This is a genomic window from Gracilibacillus xinjiangensis (genome assembly GCF_042651765.1).
In the GTDB taxonomy this organism is placed as follows: Bacteria; Bacillota; Bacilli; order Bacillales; family Amphibacillaceae; genus Gracilibacillus; species Gracilibacillus xinjiangensis.
This window is the reverse complement of the sequence record NZ_JBHSDT010000003.1, coordinates 74195-93262: the sequence shown is the minus strand read 5'-3', so window position 1 is coordinate 93262 and position 19068 is coordinate 74195. Positions and strand designations below refer to the sequence as shown.

Sequence of the window (19068 nt, the reverse complement as noted above, 5' to 3'; positions counted from 1 at the left end):
AAAAGCTCCTTTAGGATTGTTCTTGACTTTCATATGTATCTATCATTTCTTTCAGGTCAACAGCTTCATGTCTTAATCGGGCATCAAAATACATTACGCCATAACCGACATATGTAATCAGACTTGCCACCATCGTTATAAAATTGATTAATAAGTTGGAGAAAATGCTGTTACCAAGCAGGATTAGTGGCACTTGTAAAAAAGAAGTGATCGCTGACATAATTATGGTTAAAATCACATATAGACCAAAAAATTTCCATGTAAGTCTTTTCGTTAAGCGCCAGCTTTTTACCAGACCTGGTGCAACACGTTCAAAAAGAACAGCAGCTAATGCCAAGCTGAATCTTGTTAATAGAAGACCTAAACCAAGGAAGATTCCGATCGCTAATAGGAACCCGATTAACCAACCAAATATTGGGTGTATAAGTAATGCCAAAGAAGTCCCCGCAATTACTACTAGAAAAACAGTTGCAAAGATTGCAGCACTAAGCATGATCCCTAATAATAAAGTCGTCCATAACATTGGCCAATACCTGGGTAGTGCCATTTTGATCATTTCACCGGTAGTAACTTTCTTACCTTGACGAGCGAATTTCACTACATAAATTGTCCCGCCCAGGACGAGTGGTGTAGCGATCACTGTCAATAGAAATGAAATAATTGTGCCGATATCTTCTGTGGAGGTGCTGAATGCAAATGACTCTGTATTCTCTGTAATCTGCATGAGAAAGTTTTGGCTAGGGTCAACACTTGTTATCAAATCTCTACCACTCATAATCAATGTGATAACTTGGATTAAATAAATAGGTGTCATAATAAGAAAAGAAATCATGAACAGTGGTTTAAAATAATTTTTTATAATGCGAAAAGTCTGATCCAGAATTTTGCCAAAGTTTAATGGTTTCTCCATATTAGTGTTCATTTAAAATAACTCCCCCTATTTTTTATAGACAAACTACATCTTATTTTAACATGATTTACTGGATGCGGAGTAAAAAATTGCAATTAAAACAAAAATTGTAAAAAAAGGGGGTTAGACATAACAAAAATAGTGAATCTACAAACTGGAAAATAACTACACAATTATAACACTCACTAATGTACGAATAGGGGTATGCCAGCTCTTAATAGTTTTCCAGAAGAATAAGTGGAACAACTATCATCCTGTAAAGACAGCATCGCTTCAAGTAAGTTTAGGTACGATTATCCATTCCATAGAAAGTCTTCTCTCCCAAAGCAGTAATCTGGCATGAAGTAGAGGTTGATAGATCCTCTTTTCTGAAAGCAAATAACCCGGACAGATTCAGCTGTTGAATCGTCCGGGATTACTGTATGGACAAACTACTATCGCCCTAGCCTCTTCCACCTGCAATTTTTACTTATTATGCAGCTTTCTCTTTAGCAAGTTCACTTTTCTTTGTTGTTAAGAAAAGCGATAAGACCAGACCGACGATAGATAAAATTGTTGCAAGCCAGAACACAGTAGTATAACCGGTAATTGCAGCATTATTTGCAACTTGTGCCATTACTTCTTGTTCAGTTAACCCTTCTAACTGTGATGGACTTGCCTGATAGTTCGCAGCGGTTGTTGTCATTAATGAAATCAAAATAGCAGTACCAATTGATGCAGATACCTGCTGCATTGTATTAGCCATAGCAGTTCCGTGAGGATGCCATTCCACTGGTAATTGATTAAGCCCAGCAGTCATTACTGGCATCATTACAAGTGACAAACCAAACATACGGATAGCATAAATAATAACAAGGTAGCTAAATGCTGTGTCCATTGCTAAGTTAGTAAACAAAAATGTAGTTGCGGTAACGATAGTTAATCCACTTGCAGCTAACCATTTTGCGCCAAATTTATCAAATAGCATACCTGTAATTGGAGACATAATACCCATAACAATAGCACCAGGTAATAACATCAATCCAGAATCTAACGGGGTGAAATCCCTAGTGTTTTGCATATATAATGGCAAGATCGTTTCAGCCCCAATTAATGCCATTAGCACAATTGCTGTGATGATAAGTGATAATGAATATATAGGGTATTTAAAAACCCGAAATTCAAGCATAGGTTTTTTCATTTTCATTTGGCGAATAATGAATAGTGTTAATATAATTGCACCACTAATAATTATAGTTAAAGCAGTACCATTCAGGCCGCCAGGTGCTTCTCCAGGACCATGTCCGCCAATACTGCTGAATCCATACAGTAAACCACCGAAACCGAAAGATGAGAGTAAAATAGATAGGATATCTATTTTCGGGAATGTTTGCTTCGTAACATTTTTAACGTAGATACATGCAACAATGATCGCGATGATAACGATCGGCAATACCACATAGAACAAGCCTCTCCATGAGAAGTATTCAAGCAGCCATCCTGATAAGGTTGGTCCAATTGCCGGAGCAAAGGAGATAACTATCCCTGCCATACCCATCGCAGCCCCGCGTTTTTCTACAGGGAATATCGCTAACATTACTGTCATCATCAGTGGCAGCATAATACCAGAACCTGATGCCTGAATTACCCTTGCAGTTAATAGCAGTTCAAAGGTATGTGAAATAGATGCAACAAGTGTACCTAGTGCAAAAATACTTAGTGCAGTAATAAATAGTTGTCTTGTAGTAAATCGTTCAATTAAAAAAGCTGAAATAGGAATCATTATTCCATTAGTTAATAAAAAGGCAGTTGTTAACCACTGTACTTGTGTCTCATGAATACCGAAATCAGCCATGATGCTAGGTAATGCAGTAGCTAATAAGGTTTCGTTTAATAAACCTACAAATGCCCCGATCAGCATGACTGCTACCATTGGTATCCGATGAACTTCTTCAATATTTGTTTGTTGGTTCATGATCCTTCCCCCTGAAGCAGCAATTGTTCTAATTGCCATATTTTTATTTTGAAATCTTTGTTTTGCTTTAAGAAAAGTAACAAAGCTTCGATTAAAGTCTTATTACTGTCGCTTTTCATCCACTCTGATTCTATTAAAGAGAGTGTTTCTTTATACTTTGTTTTTTCTTCGTTATTGCTGATTCTGTTAATTAACTCTTTTACATCTTGAAACAACTCTGGAATACTATCTTCTTTGCTGTATTGCAATAAAGGTTCTTTTTCTTCAACATGCTGAATAATGGAATGTAGATGATGACTGATCCACCTGGCTATGGATGCTGGTGAAATGTCTTGTTGTTTATGAATGATTAACTGGATGATGGATTCCCTCATAATACCATCAAGTATGAGAACAAGATCTGACAAATAGTTATCTAATGTATTCCCATAAATATGTGAGAAAATTTCACGATGATTATTAACAGTTGTTTGCTGCAGTTTTTCTATCCGTTCTGTAATTTCATGATCAGCTTTAGGCGGGAACTCTTTGAATAAAACATAGAAAAATGATTGATGTTCAATCCATGCTTTAATTTCTAATTCAATATAAGTAGCTAATGAATGATTGTTGGTTTCTTTGGACCAATCAAACTCATTCATTCGCTCGATAATTTTGTGATGATATTCTTCAATTAAATCGAGCATTAGTGCTAACTTTGATGAAAAATACTTGTAGAAACTCCCTTTTGATATTTGAGCGGCATCAGCTATTTCTTTTACAGATGTTTCATTAAACCCTTTCTCCGCAAATAACCCTAAAGCTACCTTAGTTATTTCTGCCTTTTTATGCAAGCTGTCACCCCTTTTTGACCAATGAGTACAAAAAAATGACTTACTGGTCATTTGATTATTTTAAGATAGGAATTAGCTAAAGTCAATAGCTCGTAAGTTAAGATTTCTTAAAGATAAAAAAATATGTAATGAACCAATTAAAAAGAGTTGCCTATTAGGCAACTCCGTTTCATTATGTCATTTCTCTGTTTGTAATTGTGCGATCTTTACAATGGTATCGACTGCTTTTAACATATTGTCAACAGAGATATATTCGTATTTCCCGTGGAAATTTTCACCGCCGGTAAAAATATTTGGTGTAGGTAAACCCATAAAGGACAGTTGGGAACCGTCTGTCCCGCCACGGATTGGTTTCACTTGTGGTGTTACACCAACTTCTTGCATTGCATCATAAGCTAAATCTACAATGTGCTTCACTGGTTCGATTTTTTCCGCCATGTTGTAGTATTGATCTTTCATTTCAATTTTTGCTATGTCACCATATATCTTGTTTACATCATCAACTAAAGATTTTATATACCGTTTTTTTTGCTCGAACTTTTCTTTGTTATGATCTCTGATAATATAGTATAGCTTAGCATGTTCTACATCACCTTCTAATGATAGGAGATGAAAGAATCCCTCGTATTTTTCTGTATGTTCTGGTGCTTGGTCTGCTGGTAATCTTTCATGTATCTTCATGGCGAGCTTTAACGCATGAATCATTTTACCCTTAGCTGTTCCGGGGTGGACATTGTTTCCACTGATTGTTATCTTGGCTGCCGCGGCATTAAAGCTTTCGTATTGCAGTTCGCCAAGTGGGCCTCCGTCAACAGTATAGGCAAAGTCTGCAGCGAATTTAGTGACATCGAATTTATGTGGTCCTCGTCCGATTTCCTCATCAGGAGTGAACGCAATACGGATCTTACCATGGGGGATATGAGGATTCTGGATCAGATACTCCATTGCTGTCATTATTTCAGTGATACCAGCCTTATTATCTGCACCAAGTAATGTCGTTCCATCCGTTGTAATTAAAGTTTGACCTGTATAATTCGCTAGCTCCGGGAATTCATTTGGAGATAGTGTGATTTGTAAAGATTCATTTAGAATAATGTCACCACCAGAGTAGTCTTCAAAGATTTGAGGTTTTACTCCCTCTCCGGTAAAATCTGTAGCCGTATCTATATGTGCTAGAAAACCAATAGTAGGTAAATCCTTGTCCATATTACTTGGCAGTGTTGCCATCACATAGGCATTCTCATCAATTGTTACATCTTTCATTCCAATTTGTTTTAATTCATCAACTAATAAATTTGCTAATTCCCACTGTCCCTCGGTTGATGGACAGGAAGCGTTCTCCTCATTTGATTGGGTATTAATTTTGACATAGCGAGTGAATCGATCGATAATTTTTTCTTTCAATATTTCTCATTCCTTTATATTATGATGAAAATTACTTATTATAAATAGTATCATATTTACTCAAGTAATTACTAAAAGAGGCTGTTAAAAAAGGAGATAATAATGACAGATTTCATACACAAGAGAAAAACTGAGCATATTGAACTCAGCTTAAAAGAAGAAGCGTTAGGAAAAGGTGTGACAACTGGCTTCGATCATTACCGTTTTGTGCATAATGCATTACCGGAAATCAATTTTAACCATATTGACCTTTTTGCGAATTTTTTTGGTTATTCATTAAAAACCCCATTCCTTATCAGTTCAATGACTGGCGGGGCGGAGTTAGCTGAAACGATCAACCGTCATTTAGCTATTGCTGCAGAGGAACGAGGCTGGATTTTTGCACTCGGTTCTACTAGAGTGATGACAGAAAGTGAGAAATACCGTTCTTCGTTCCAGATTAAACGTTTTGCACCGTCAATTCCAGTTGTTGCTAATATTGGTGCTGTTCAATTAAACTATGGCATGACAGGTGAACAATGCTTGCGAATACTAGAGTGGACAGAAGCAGATGCCTTCGTGTTACACTTAAATTCCATTCAGGAAATTATACAACCAGAAGGAGATAAAGACTTTTCTAATTTGTTACCTAAAATAGAGAAACTTGTCAGGCAATTGCCTGTCCCTGTTGGTGTAAAAGAGGTCGGATTTGGAATTGACAGTTCGGTTGCGAAAAAGCTGACAGATGCAGGTATCCGATTTATTGATGTGGCAGGTGCTGGAGGTACTTCCTGGAGTCAAATTGAAAAGTTACGATCAAATGAAAAAATAAAAAAACAAGCTGCAGAAGCTTTTGCGAGTTGGGGAAATCCAACTGCAGAGTGTTTGATAGATGTTGGTGAAGCTTTGCCCAACCAGCTAATGCTAGCAAGCGGCGGAATTCGTACAGGTTTGGATGCGGCTAAGGCGATTGCACTAGGTGCAAGCCATGTCGGTTTTGCCAGAGGAGTATTAAAAGATGCTATTACCTCAGAAGAAGCGGTGTTAGAGTGGATGGAAGTACGAGAATTAGAATTGCAGATGGCCATGTTTGGTACTGGTGCGAGAAGTATTCAGACATTAAAGGAATCAAGCCGTTTAAAAAAAGTGTAGAGAAGGAGGGGGAAAATGAGCGAGAAATTTGATCTGGCAATTGTGGGTGGCGGAACTACCGGTTTGTTTGCCGCTTACTATGCGACAATGCGTCAAATGAAAGTTGTTTTAATTGAAGCACAGGACCAATTAGGTGGAAAAGTAATGCAGTTTCTTCCTGAAAAAATGATCTATGATATCGGGGGCTTTCCGGATGTATCTGGCGAAGCGTTAGTGGAGCAAATGATAAAACAAGCGAAAAGGCATAAGCCAAAAATACTGACCGGCGATTTCCTGGAGCAAGTAGATAAGATAGATGAACAGTTTCGCTTAGTGACAGCTAAGGGTGAGGAAATATTGACAAAGACCGTCTTGCTTGCAACTGGAACAGGTGCATTTCATACGAGAAGACCCGAGGAATGGAATGAGTTACCTGAATCCAGTTTTAAAACAAGTGTGCCAACAACATTAATGGACATGGACAGCTATCAGGGGAGAAATGTGATCATTGCATCAAATAATAAAGTTGGGATTAATTGGGCACTTTATTTAAAAGAGATGGCAAGTAAAGTGGTTATACTAAATTCTAACGATACATTCTTGCAAGCAAAACAAGAGGAACTGGATCTGTTGGCCGAATCAGACATTGAAGTTCATTTTCATGCAAGACTATATGACTTTTTGCTGAAAAATGACGATAAGCTGTCACATGTTGTATTTTTGAATGAAGATGGGCACAAAGAAACGATCGAGGCAGATAAAGTTCTTACCCATTACGGATTAGAATTACAGGCAGCTCCTTTTGAAAAATGGGGAATAGAAACAACGAAGGGGAGAATTTCTGTAGATCATTTGATGAAAACGAATATGGAAGGGATATTTGCTGCTGGTGATATTGTGCAATATCCAGGTAAAACGACATTAATTGCTTCAGGATATTCGGAAGCAATTACTGCCGTTAATCATGCTCATTTGTTAATTGATCCAGGAACAACAGAGCAGTTGTACAGTACAGTTATTTATCGATAACATCTTCAGGTCGTTTGCCCATTTTCAGTTCGCGAATACTCAAACCGAAATCCATTTGAAAGTGAGGATAGTCTTTAAACCGTGTAAAATCCCCGCCCCAGCTGAAACCTAGTGATTTGGCAATAGACACAACCTCCATCCAGTCACTTTCTCCATTATTGTTACCATCGTATTCTATGTCCCAAATCACTTCATCTGGATTCGGCTGTATAGCGAAATCAATCGCTAATCCATAGTTATGGTAAGACTCTCCACCTTTGGCATATGTAACAATGTTGCCATCTTCCGAACGTCCCCTTGCGTAAATTGCATCTTGTTCAACAGTTGAACGAAACCCGTCCGTAATTAAAATGGGAATTCCGATTTCCTCTGATTGTTTAATCAGCTGTTCCTTTGCCTCTTCAACAAGCGGGTGCAGGTCGGACGGCATTGGTCTATTGGTATACTCTTGGTAGGTATTATATTGGTAAACCACAAAAAAAATAGCAATCATTAACAATAAGACAAAAATTGTGCGAATTTTCATTATTTTCTCCTTTTAGAATGATTCCGTATTCGAAAAATATATGATACGATAACATTATTGAGAATTATTAGGCTGATAGTTTTCTCGATTAATGGTCTAAGCCTATTATATATTGTAACATTTTCAAAAAAAGTTGGGAGGCAAAATGGAATGGGGAAAGATTTACGTATCAAGAGTCATGTGTTTGATGATGCTAAGCGTGCACCAAACCGCGCGATGCTTCGTGCAGTAGGTGTCACTGATGAAGATTTCAAAAAACCAATGATTGGGATAGCGAGTACTTGGAGTGAGGTTACACCTTGTAATGTGCACCTTGATGATTTAGCAATTAGTGCAAAAGATGGGGCGAAAGCTGCAGGCGGTGTACCAATGATTTTTAATACCATTACAGTTTCTGATGGTATTTCAATGGGTACGTCTGGTATGCGCTATTCTTTGCCAAGTCGTGATGTTATTGCTGATTCAATCGAAACAGTTGTAGGTGCAGAGAACCTCGATGCATATGTTGCAATCGGTGGTTGTGATAAGAATATTCCAGGCTGTTTAATTTCAATTGCCCGCTCTGATGTCCCCGCGGTTTTCGTATATGGCGGAACAATCGCACCAGGGTACCGTAATGGTCAAAAATTAGACATTGTTTCAGTTTTTGAAGGTGTGGGAAAACATAACAATGGGGATATTGATGATGAAGAATTAAGAGGTATAGAATGTGCAGCATGTCCAGGTGCTGGTTCTTGTGGTGGAATGTACACAGCGAATACAATGGCAACTGCTGTAGAAGCTCTAGGGATGAGTTTACCAGGAAGCTCTTCAAACCCTGCAGAGTCTCCGGAAAAAATAGAAGATTGCCGGAAAGCGGGAGAAGCTGTTTACGAATTACTGGAAAAAGGTATTTATCCAAAAGATATTCTAACGAAAAAAGCATTTGAGAATGCGATCACAGTAGTAATGGCATTAGGAGGATCAACAAATGCTGTACTTCACTTATTGGCCATTGCCAATGCAGCCCAGGTTGATTTGACGATGGATGATTTTAACCGCCTGCAAGCTAAAGTACCACACTTAGCCGATTTGAAACCAAGTGGTAAATATGTAATGGAAGATCTGTTCAAAGTTGGCGGGGTTCCTGCTGTAATGCGTTTGTTGCTTGAAAATGGCTACTTACACGGGGATTGTCTAACAGTAACAGGTAAAACCATTGCAGAAAATTATGCAGATGCACCAGTATTAAGTGAGGACCAAGACATTATCCGTCCATTCAGTGACCCATATCGTGAAAATGGTCCACTGGTTGTTTTAAAAGGAAACCTTTCACCGAATGGGGCTGTTGCAAAAGTATCAGGTGTGAAAGTTAAACGTCATACTGGTCCTGCTCGTGTATTTAATACAGAGGAAGAAGCGACGGAAGCAGTTATGAATAATGAGATTAAAGAAGGCGATGTACTTGTTATCCGTTATGTTGGACCTAAAGGCGGACCGGGTATGCCGGAAATGTTATCAATTTCTGCTATTCTTGTTGGTAAAGGTTTAGGGCAAAAAGTAGCATTATTAACTGATGGCCGTTTCTCTGGAGGTACACATGGACTAGTAGTAGGACATATTGCACCAGAAGCTCAGGTTGGTGGACCGATTGCCTTGTTAGAAGAAGGGGATGTTGTAACAATAGACTCTGATATTAAAGAGATTACCATGGATGTTTCTGATGAAGAGTTGGAGAAACGCCGTGCAAATTGGAAAGCTCCTGAATTATATAAACGCGGTGTTCTTGGTAAATATGCGCATAATGTATCTTGTTCATCCCAAGGTGCAGTAACAGATTTTATTAATAGAAAAGATATTTAATTTTCTTTAAAAGCTTGTCTTCCATAAGGTGGACAAGCTTTTTATATACTAGATCCGTATGTGCAGATATTACTAATTGACAGGAAAAACCCAAGACTCTGTGAGACTTCCATTTTACTAATGGAAAAGTAAGATAGCTAAGAGGGAATAAGGAGAATAATTGAATAATGCGGGTGACAGGGATGGAATAGTTATATTGAGAAAGCTTATTAATGGTCTTAAGGAAATGTATAATACCAATTATTTCAATCTAGGAATATAGTAATAAAAACATTCCGATAATCTTGAAGCTATGCTATAATGAAATCTAATTATATTGAATTTACTAAATATTTAGAAAATGGGGGAAAAAATATGAGGAGAAATTGGTTTTTTCTATTTCTAGCAGCATTACTCAGTACAGCAATACTTACAGCGTGCGGGACCAGTAACGAAAGTACTAATGGTGATTCTTCTAGTGAGAATACTACAGATGGGCAAGGTTCGGAAGATGGTGCTAGCTCTGATCAAGTTTATACAATTGGAGCAACGCAAATTGTCGAACATCCTTCTTTAGATGCTGCATATGAGGGGTTCCAAGCAGCAATTAATGAGGCGGGATTAGAAGTTGAATTTAAGTATGAAAGTGCACAAGATGACCAAAACAATGCAATTACCATTGCGAATAACTTCGTTGCAGACGGTGTTGATTTAATTTTTGCTAACTCAACTCCGAGTGCGCAAAGTACATTACAAGCAACAAGTGATATTCCGATTATTTTTACTTCGGTAACAGATGCAGTGGGTGCAGGGTTAGTGGAGGCGAATGATCAACCTGGTGAAAATATTACTGGTGTACTTGATCTACATCCTGATGCCATTTCAAAAACCGTTGAGTTTATTGAAGAAAATTTTGAGGGGGCAACAGTAGGCTTAATTTATGATGCAGGGGAAGCGAACTCTATTGCACAAATCGATGCAGTTAAAGCAGCTATTGATGGAACTAGCTTAAATACAGCTGAAGCTACAGTTGGAAATTCATCTGAAGTACAACAAGCAGCAACATCGCTAGTTGGTAAAGCAGATGTTATATACATTGTTACTGACAATACGGTTGTTTCTGCACTGGAAACTGTTGTTGGTGTAGCAGAAGAACAAAGTATTCCACTAATCGTAGGTGAACCTGATTCAGTCAAACGTGGCGGTTTTGCAGCATACGGTTTTTCTTATTATGATATTGGATATCGTGCCGGAGAAATGGCAGTTGAAATATTAACAGGTGAAAAGACAACAGCAGATTTCCCTGTAGAAGTGCCCCCTAATTTAGAATTAGTTCTAAATAAGGCAGCAGCAGAAGCACAAGGTGTTGACTGGAAAGATGATTGGGATGAAGAAGCAGAATTAGTAGAAACGGAATAATAATTGCAGGCCTCGACATTGCTAAGAGCTAATGGATGTCGAGGTTTTCGCGAATAAAAAATATTAGTATACAAAATATAAATGAAGAAAAAGCTTTCGCCGTAATGACTTGGCGATAAGCCAAGTTTCTTCTCACAGGACAGAAAGGAAGAGAGACATGTGGTTTATTTCAGTATTCGGCGCTTTTGAGGCTGGTATTATTTATGCGCTGATGGCTTTAGGGGTCTATCTTTCGTTTCGTATTTTAGATTTTCCAGATTTAACAGTAGACGGAAGCTTTGTTACTGGCGGTGCGGTTGCTGCCATTTCGATTGTTAATGGGGTTCCGCCAGTGTTAGCTACATTCTATGCGTTTGTTGCTGGCTTTATAGCGGGAATGATTACAGGCATTTTGAATACGAAAGGAAAGATCAACCCACTGCTATCTGGTATATTGATGATGATTGCACTATATTCTATCAATCTTAGAATAATGGGAAAATCGAATGTTGCTTTACTAAATGAACCAACAATCTTTAAACAAATGGAAGGTTTTTGGGGTTCTTTGGGGATTGATAGTTGGTTAAATAATATTGTAACAGCCTTGGGTGCTAGTAATGTACCTGGTACATGGTCTATTGTCATTATGATGATAATTATTACATTAGTAATTAAGTTCTTAACAGACTATTTCTTAAAAACAGAGGTTGGCCTTGCATTAAGGGCAACAGGTGATAATGAGAAAATGATCCGTAGTTTCTCTGCAAACACAGATATTTTGACAATCGTTGGTTTAGGTATCTCCAATGCACTAGTTGCATTATCAGGTGCATTTATTGCCCAATATGGTGGATTCACAGATATTGGTATGGGGATTGGTATGATTGTTATTGGATTAGCATCAGTTATTATCGGTGAAGCTCTGTTTGGTACAAAAACAATTGCAAGAACAACCTTGGCAGTAATTGGCGGTGCGATTGTATATAGAATTGTACTGACATTGGCGCTTAAATTTGACTTCTTAGAAGCTGGTGACACGAAGTTGATTACTGCGATCATTGTTATTGCGGCACTGATTACTCCTAAACTTATTGCTGTAAGAAAAGAATCTGTACGTAAGAGAAAGAAACGGGCAATGCTAGCCAAGGGAGAGGGGGCTAACAATGCTTAATATGATAGATATTTCGATCACATTTAATGAAGGAACTTTGGATGAAAAGAAGGCACTGCAAAATGTGAATTTGCACTTAGAAAAGGGTGACTTCGTTACAGTTATCGGTAGTAATGGTGCAGGTAAATCTACTTTAATGAATATGATATCAGGTTCCTTAAAACCAGATATCGGATCTGTTGCTATTAACGGTAATAAAGTAACAATGCTGCCAGAATACAAGCGGTCACGTTATATTGGCCGTGTTTTCCAGGATCCGATGGCTGGTACAGCACCAACAATGACGATTGAGGAAAACCTGGCAATGGCATATGCACGAAATAAAAAGCGATCTCTAAAAATTGGTGTTAGCAGGAAAAGAAAGACAATTTTTAAAGAGCATTTAGAAACACTTCATCTAGGATTAGAGAATCGCCTGAATGCGAAAGTCGGTTTGCTGTCAGGTGGGGAACGACAAGCGTTATCGCTATTAATGGCAACATTTACAGAACCGAATATTTTATTACTAGATGAACATACTGCTGCATTAGATCCATCAAGAGCGGAGTTAATTACAAACCTTACTGGTGAAGTTGTTGACCAATTTAATTTGACAACTTTGATGGTAACACATAATATGCAACAAGCATTAGACTTAGGAAATCGCCTGATTATGATGGATAAAGGACAAATCATTTTAGAAGTATCAGGGGAAGAGAAACAAGCACTAACTATCGAAAAATTATTACATGAATTCCAGCGTATACGAGGAAAGCAAATGGATAATGATCGAGCAGTACTTGGTTAATGGAAGGAGACAGTTACCTGTTACACGGTAACTGTCTTTTGTTAAAAAAATAAATAGATAATAATGTTAAGTACAAATACCGGAATTTTTGAAATTTTTAAGGGGATGACCGAATTGAAATATGGCTTTTCTGAACGTGTTAAGTTTATGAAATCATCTGCTGTCAGGGATATTTTAAAAGTAATTAATCAAGGAAATGTTATTTCATTTGCAGGAGGATTACCTGAAGAAGAATTATTTCCGATTTCTGCTGTAGATCAAGCTTTCCATAAAGCAATAACTACTAATAATAAAGCATTACAATATGGGGAAACTGAGGGTGTTGCTGCATTAAGGTTGGCATTAGCAGAAAGAATGAAGAAAAAAGGTTTGACGAGAGATCCAAAAGATATCTTAGTCACATCTGGTAGTCAGCAAGCGATTGATCTTTTTTCACGAGTAATGTTTAACAAAGGGGATATCATCTTAACAGAGAACCCAACGTATTTGGCAGCAATACAAGTATTTGAATCATATGAAACGAAAGTGGTTGCTGTTGAGTCAGATGATAATGGAATGGTTTTAGCGGACCTTGAAGAAAAGATAATAAAGTTAAAGCCAAAGTGTATTTATGTTGTTCCGACATATTCTAATCCTACGGGGAAAGTCTGGTCATTAGAACGGCGGTTGAAATTATTGGAATTAGCGAATAGATATCATGTAGTGATTTTTGAAGACGACCCGTATGGAGAATTACAATTTGATCAACAAGCGGCTCCACCATCTATTGCTTCATTAGATGAAAATGATTTAGTATTATATACAAGCACATTCTCTAAAACAGTCGTGCCTGCAATGAGAATAGGGTGGATAGTTGGTCCACACCAAATCATCCGAATTATGGCACAGGCGAAACAGGCAACAGACTTGCATACGAATTCTGTTAGTCAACACGCATTGGTTCATCTTCTTAATGATTTTGATATAGATAAACATATCCAAACAATAAGAGATACCTACTTTGAACGAATGCTGGTTATGAAAGAATTATTAGATACAGTGAAACTGGAAGGTTTAGAATATATGGAACCAAAGGGTGGTATGTTTTTTTGGGTGACATTACCTAAATCAATTAATACTACCGAGTTATTAGACATTGCTGTAAAAGAAGGGGTTGCATATGTACCGGGAGCACCATTTTATGTTTCCAATCCAGAACTAAACACGATGAGGTTAAATTTCACGAATTCATCACCTAACCTGATTAGAGAAGGTATGGAGAAGTTAGCGAAGGTACTAGAAAGAGCTAACCTCCGTTTATAATAACAAGTATAGAGAAGAGGTTTAGACTCTTCTCTTGTATTTTTTAAAGACCTAACAGCTTTTTCCACCAACTTTTTTCTTTAGTTATTCCTTCCGCTTTTTTTTCTTCCTTTAGGAAAATCTCTTCTTTGTCAATTGCATAATCCATTGTTAAAACAAGTCCGTAATCTGTAGTTGATTCTCTGTCTGTAACAGAAGTATAAGTTACTTTCAAACGATTAGCTAGTTCCCGGTATGGTTTAAAGAAACGGAAATTCATATCACCGTTCATTAATATTTTTGCATCAGGATATAGCTTAATTGCTTTTTCCAATTCTTCTAAACCTTTGGAACCGCGAACTTCTGACTGTTTTAAAACAAGAATGACCCTTTCTCTCAGTGATCCCAGAAAAGCTCTCCGCTCATCAGGATTGATTTCTTTTTGACCATAAATTCCCTCTTGGATATAATCATCTAATTTCTTACTCATTCAAGAAACACCTCATTTGATTTGTTCCCTATTAGTATATGTCAAAATAAAAAACTCCCCAAGGAAAAAGGGAGTTTTTTTTAAGATAAGAGATGTTATGTCAATATATACTAGTGGGGCAAAAATAGCTTTACTCAAAGTTTTACTTTCAAATTAACCTTCATCTACTGGATATACACCATTTTCATCGTGTACTTCATTCCCTGTTAATGGAGGGTTAAATACACAAACCATACGCATATCTGTTTTTGCACGTAATAGGTGTTCATCATTTTTATCTAATGCATAAAGTGTATCTTTATTAATTGGCCATACTTTATTATCGCTAAGTGTAACAACTTCCCCTTCACCTTCAATACAGTAAACAGTTTCCAGGTGGTTTTTATACCAAATATGTGTTTCTGTACCTGCTTTAATAATTGTATCATTGACAGAGTAACCCATACCTACATCTTTATTGATTAGACGACGGCTAACCCAGTTACCTCCATCTACGTCATGCTCTGTACCTAAGATATCTTGTAATTTAACTACTTTCATGAAAACTTCCTCCTATAGTATGTTTATTAAACTCCAGTTAGAATAGTTGCAGCTGATTAATTAGCAACAGGATCTTTTACTAGATGTTTTACACTTTCATCAATGATTTCTAATCCTTTTATTAGGTCTTCTTTAGGAATATTGAGAGCTGGGAATAATTTAAATACTTCATCATTTGGTCCAGCAGTCTCCATGATAAGACCTGATTCAAAACATTTTGCTGTTACTTTTGCTGATAACCCTTCAACTTCAGAAGCGATCCCGACCATAAACCCTCGGCCGCGGACTTCACCTTTAATTTCAGGGTAGTCTGTAACGATTTTTTGCAGTGTGTTATACATAATTTCTGATTTTTCATGAATTTCTTTCTCAAAAGAATCGTCTTTCCAATAATCCAATGCTGCAGTTGCTGTGACAAATGCGTGGTTATTTCCACGGAATGTTCCATTATGTTCACCAGGTTTCCAAATATCTAACTCAGGCTTAATTAAAGTTACAGCAAGGGGTAGTCCATAGCCGCTTAATGATTTAGACAGACAGACAATATCTGGTTTAATTCCGGCAGCTTCGAAGCTGAAGAATGTACCAGTACGTCCAATCCCTGCTTGCACATCATCGATAATTAATAAAATACCCCAACGACGGCAGATTTCTTCTATTTGTTGCAACCATTCAAATCGTGCAGCATTAATACCGCCTTCGCCTTGAACAGTCTCTACAATCATCGCAGCAGGTATTGCGACACCACTCCCTTTATCTTCCAAGAACCGTTCAAGATAAACAAGTGTATCATGGTCAACATAGTTATCATATGCCATTGTTACAGTATTCTGTAGAGGTATACCTGCACCTTGGCGTTTCATTGAGTTACCCGTAACAGATAATGAACCAATTGTCATACCATGGAATCCACCAGTAAAACTAATAATATCGGTACGCCCGGTTACTTTACGCGCTAACTTTAATGCGCTCTCCACAGTATTAGTCCCTGTTGGCCCAGGGAACATTACCTTGTAATCCAATTCTCGCGGTTTAAGAATAACATCATGGAATTTCTGTAAAAATTCAGCTTTCGCAGTTGATGCCATATCTAATGAGTGGGTAATTCCGTCACTCATAATGTAATCAACCAGCTTTTTTTTCATATGATCATCATTGTGTCCATAGTTTAGTGCACCTGCACCTGAGAAGAAATCTAAATATTCTTTTCCATTTTCATCCCACATTTTATGCTTTTTCGCTTTTGTGAACACTGTAGGGAAGTTTCGGATATAACTACGTACTACGGATTCGTGCTGGTTAATAATATCAATATTTTTAGACATTAATTTTTTCCTCCTAATATATAGAAATAATAAAATATTAAAACATCGCTGACTAATAAAAAAATGGCCTATATAAGTATAAGACAGAAGATTCGGAATATTCTGATTATCTAACGAGCAATAGGCCCAACAATGAACTTTAACTCTTCTTCATGTTCCTCACCAGGAAACACATCTTCTGTAAAAAATTCACTTGATTGGATTTCAGTTTCGAAATCGCGCGCTAATTTTTGAAATAATGATTGTGAAGCACGATTAGATGGTGTAATGGTTGCTTCGACAAATGCCACATCTTTGCAGACTTTACTTTCCAGTAGAAAATGAAGCATTTTAGATGCAATACCTTTGCCTCGTTGTGAAGCATCCACTCCCACTTGCCAAATAAAAATGGCATCTTGCTTTTTTGGAGGGATAAATGCGGTGATAAAACCAACCACTTGGTTATTTTGTTTTGCTACAACACATGTTTCATTAAAATATTCACTCATCAGAATGTATTTATAAGAAGAATTGGTATCCAAAGTTGATCTGGTTACTAATTCCCACATAGCTGCTCCGTCCTCTTTTGTAGGGTGACTGAACACTATTTCTTGTTCGGGAGCTTGGTTGTTTTGTATACTAATGACAATTTACTCCTTTCATATTTGGCAATTTTTTCTTTGCTCAAACAGTACATAATATATGTTATCGGGTTGCCGGAATAATCTCAAACCGCTTATATAGTGATTAAACTGTTTTATTCATTGTCTGTTATCCTCAGCGGTATTCAATTACATTACCTTTATAAATCCTTCCGAATTGTCATGTATTCTTACAAATGAGCAAAATTTGATCATAGACACATTTTTGTATTACCCTGATAATTCAATATGAAAACATCATTCGAAAAAACTTTTTTAAAAATTTTATTAAATTAGAAAAAGAGATCAGCAATATTGCTGATCTCTAATTAACGATCTAAATGTTATTTTTTTAAATGTGCTGGAACTTCCACATTCAATTTAGCTGCAATTCCTTCTGCTAATTCTGGATCTACTTTATAGAAGTTCTCCAACTGGCGCTCAATGATTCCTTCACGAGTCACACCACTCATATGGTCTGCAAAGTTTTGAATCAGACGTTCACGTTCTTCATCATTCATAACATCACGGAACAGAGCACGCGGTTGAGAATAGTGATCATCACTATCATAAGAAACGCTATCTGCAAAACCATTTACTTCAAATGGGCTGATTTTGTTTTCAGGTGTTTCTTTTGGTGTATCTGTAAAGCTGTTTGGCTCATAGTTTGGTGCACTTCCACCATTACCATCAAAACGCATTTGGCCATCACGTTGGTTATTATTTACCGGTGACTTCGCACGATTGATTGGTAATGCTTCATGATTCGCACCGATACGGTAACGGTGTGCATCTGAATATGCAAATAAACGGCCTTGAAGCATTTTATCAGGAGATGCTTCAATACCAGGTACAAAATGACCAGGTGATAAAGCAACTTGCTCTACTTCAGCGAAATAGTTTTCCGGATTACGATCTAATACCATGCGACCAACTTCAATTAATGGATAATCTGCATGTGGCCATACTTTCGTTACATCAAAAGGATCATAACGGTATGTTTTTGCATCCTCTACTGGCATGATTTGAACTTTCAATGTCCAGGAAGGATAGTTACCTTCAGCAATAGCATTAAATAAGTCTTCTGTATGATAATCAGGATTTGTTCCGGCAATCTTATCAGCTACTTCTGGGTCTAATCCTTGCACACCTTGATCAGAAATAAAGTGATATTTTACCCATACAGCCTCACCATCTTTATTTACCCATTTAAAGGTATGGCTTCCGTAACCATTCATATGGCGAAGAGTTGCAGGAATTCCGCGATCAGAATGTAAATAAGTAATTTGGTGTAATGATTCCGGTGATAATGACCAGAAATCCCATACAGCATTAGGATCTTTTAAGTTTGTTTGTGGATTTCGTTTTTGTGTATGAATGAAGTCAGGAAACTTAATTGCATCGCGAATAAAGAAAACCGGTGTATTGTTACCAACTAAATCATAGTTACCTTCTTCTGTATAGAATTTTACTGCAAATCCACGTGGATCTCTTACAGTATCAGCAGAACCTAACTCGCCAGCAACTGTAGAAAAACGGATAAACATAGGTGTTTTCTTGCCAACTTCCGATAAGAAGGCTGCTTTTGTATATTTAGATACATCATTCGTTACTTCGAAATATCCATGTGCACCAGCACCTTTTGCATGCACAACACGTTCAGGTACTCGTTCACGATTAAAATGTGCTAATTTCTCAAGTAGATGTACATCTTGAATTAAAGTTGGTCCTCTATGACCAGCAGTTATTGAATTTTGATTGTCTCCAACAGGCGCGCCAGACGCAGTTGTTAAGTATTTTTTTTCTTCACTCATATAAAAGCACCTCTCCTTAATGAATAATACATATCTTATTATAATACAAGTTTTA

General features: G+C 37.3%; 17 protein-coding genes. 7 read left to right on the top strand and 10 right to left on the bottom strand.

Going from position 1 to position 19068, the window contains the following annotated elements; genetic code table 11:
* Nucleotides 1-10 precede the first annotated feature (10 nt).
* From ACFOY7_RS03425 to pepT, 4 genes are all read right to left on the bottom strand, one after another.
* The gene (locus ACFOY7_RS03425) at nt 11-922 is read right to left on the bottom strand and encodes a hypothetical protein (protein ID WP_390249404.1); all 912 of its coding nucleotides are present in this window, start codon (nt 920-922) and stop codon (nt 11-13) included.
* A 460-nt stretch (nt 923-1382) separates the two neighbouring features.
* A complete protein-coding gene (locus tag ACFOY7_RS03420) occupies nt 1383-2864 on the bottom strand; it encodes an MDR family MFS transporter (protein WP_390249402.1) in 1482 nt (493 codons plus the stop codon).
* Entirely contained in the window at nt 2861-3697 is an 837-nt protein-coding gene (locus tag ACFOY7_RS03415; RefSeq protein ID WP_390249400.1) for a TetR/AcrR family transcriptional regulator, read from the bottom strand. Before ACFOY7_RS03415 ends, ACFOY7_RS03420 begins: the two co-directional genes overlap by 4 nt.
* 177 nt (nt 3698-3874) lie before the next feature.
* Nucleotides 3875-5101 (bottom strand): peptidase T, encoded by a 1227-nt coding sequence (gene pepT, locus ACFOY7_RS03410; protein ID WP_390249398.1) that lies wholly within the window; start codon nt 5099-5101, stop codon nt 3875-3877.
* A 102-nt stretch (nt 5102-5203) separates the two neighbouring features.
* Between pepT and fni the strand changes: the two genes are divergently transcribed.
* Together fni and ACFOY7_RS03400 are read left to right on the top strand one after the other, a co-directional pair.
* Nucleotides 5204-6232 (top strand): type 2 isopentenyl-diphosphate Delta-isomerase, encoded by a 1029-nt coding sequence (gene fni / locus ACFOY7_RS03405; RefSeq protein ID WP_390249396.1) that lies wholly within the window; start codon nt 5204-5206, stop codon nt 6230-6232.
* Nucleotides 6233-6247: 15 nt separating this feature from the next.
* Nucleotides 6248-7240 (top strand): NAD(P)/FAD-dependent oxidoreductase, encoded by a 993-nt coding sequence (locus ACFOY7_RS03400; RefSeq protein WP_390249394.1) that lies wholly within the window; start codon nt 6248-6250, stop codon nt 7238-7240.
* Here ACFOY7_RS03400 and ACFOY7_RS03395 read toward each other — a convergent pair.
* Nucleotides 7227-7766: a M15 family metallopeptidase gene (locus ACFOY7_RS03395; RefSeq protein WP_390249392.1), complete on the bottom strand. Its 540-nt coding sequence runs from the start codon at nt 7764-7766 to the stop codon at nt 7227-7229. The two genes, ACFOY7_RS03400 and ACFOY7_RS03395, sit on opposite strands and share 14 nt — an antisense overlap.
* 150 nt (nt 7767-7916) lie before the next feature.
* Between ACFOY7_RS03395 and ilvD the strand changes: the two genes are divergently transcribed.
* The 5 genes from ilvD to ACFOY7_RS03370 all read left to right on the top strand — a co-directional run bounded on the left by ilvD (nt 7917) and on the right by ACFOY7_RS03370 (nt 14245).
* A complete protein-coding gene (gene ilvD, locus ACFOY7_RS03390; protein WP_390249390.1) occupies nt 7917-9608 on the top strand; it encodes a dihydroxy-acid dehydratase in 1692 nt (563 codons plus the stop codon).
* A gap of 354 nt (nt 9609-9962) precedes the next feature.
* Entirely contained in the window at nt 9963-11006 is a 1044-nt protein-coding gene (locus tag ACFOY7_RS03385; RefSeq protein WP_390249388.1) for an ABC transporter substrate-binding protein, read from the top strand.
* 157 nt (nt 11007-11163) lie between these two features.
* Nucleotides 11164-12156, top strand: a complete 993-nt coding sequence (locus ACFOY7_RS03380; protein WP_390249386.1) for an ABC transporter permease — start codon at nt 11164-11166, stop codon at nt 12154-12156.
* Nucleotides 12149-12943, top strand: a complete 795-nt coding sequence (locus tag ACFOY7_RS03375; protein WP_390249384.1) for an ABC transporter ATP-binding protein — start codon at nt 12149-12151, stop codon at nt 12941-12943. Before ACFOY7_RS03380 ends, ACFOY7_RS03375 begins: the two co-directional genes overlap by 8 nt.
* 114 nt (nt 12944-13057) lie before the next feature.
* The gene (locus ACFOY7_RS03370; protein ID WP_390249382.1) at nt 13058-14245 is read left to right on the top strand and encodes an aminotransferase-like domain-containing protein; all 1188 of its coding nucleotides are present in this window, start codon (nt 13058-13060) and stop codon (nt 14243-14245) included.
* A 43-nt stretch (nt 14246-14288) separates the two neighbouring features.
* Here the strand turns inward: ACFOY7_RS03370 and ACFOY7_RS03365 are convergent, their stop codons facing one another.
* The 5 genes from ACFOY7_RS03365 to ACFOY7_RS03345 all read right to left on the bottom strand — a co-directional run bounded on the left by ACFOY7_RS03365 (nt 14289) and on the right by ACFOY7_RS03345 (nt 19013).
* Complete coding sequence (locus tag ACFOY7_RS03365; protein ID WP_390249380.1) at nt 14289-14714, bottom strand: YueI family protein; 426 nt, start codon at nt 14712-14714, stop codon at nt 14289-14291.
* A gap of 153 nt (nt 14715-14867) precedes the next feature.
* On the bottom strand, nt 14868-15254 hold the full coding sequence (locus ACFOY7_RS03360) for an ectoine synthase (RefSeq protein ID WP_390249378.1): 387 nt from the start codon (nt 15252-15254) through the stop codon (nt 14868-14870).
* Between the two features lie 56 nt (nt 15255-15310).
* Nucleotides 15311-16579, bottom strand: coding sequence for a diaminobutyrate--2-oxoglutarate transaminase (gene ectB, locus ACFOY7_RS03355; RefSeq protein WP_390249376.1), 1269 nt, complete (start codon nt 16577-16579; stop codon nt 15311-15313).
* Between the two features lie 110 nt (nt 16580-16689).
* Nucleotides 16690-17166 (bottom strand): diaminobutyrate acetyltransferase, encoded by a 477-nt coding sequence (gene ectA, locus ACFOY7_RS03350; protein WP_390249752.1) that lies wholly within the window; start codon nt 17164-17166, stop codon nt 16690-16692.
* A 377-nt stretch (nt 17167-17543) separates the two neighbouring features.
* On the bottom strand, nt 17544-19013 hold the full coding sequence (locus tag ACFOY7_RS03345; RefSeq protein ID WP_390249374.1) for a catalase: 1470 nt from the start codon (nt 19011-19013) through the stop codon (nt 17544-17546).
* Nucleotides 19014-19068 lie beyond the last annotated feature (55 nt).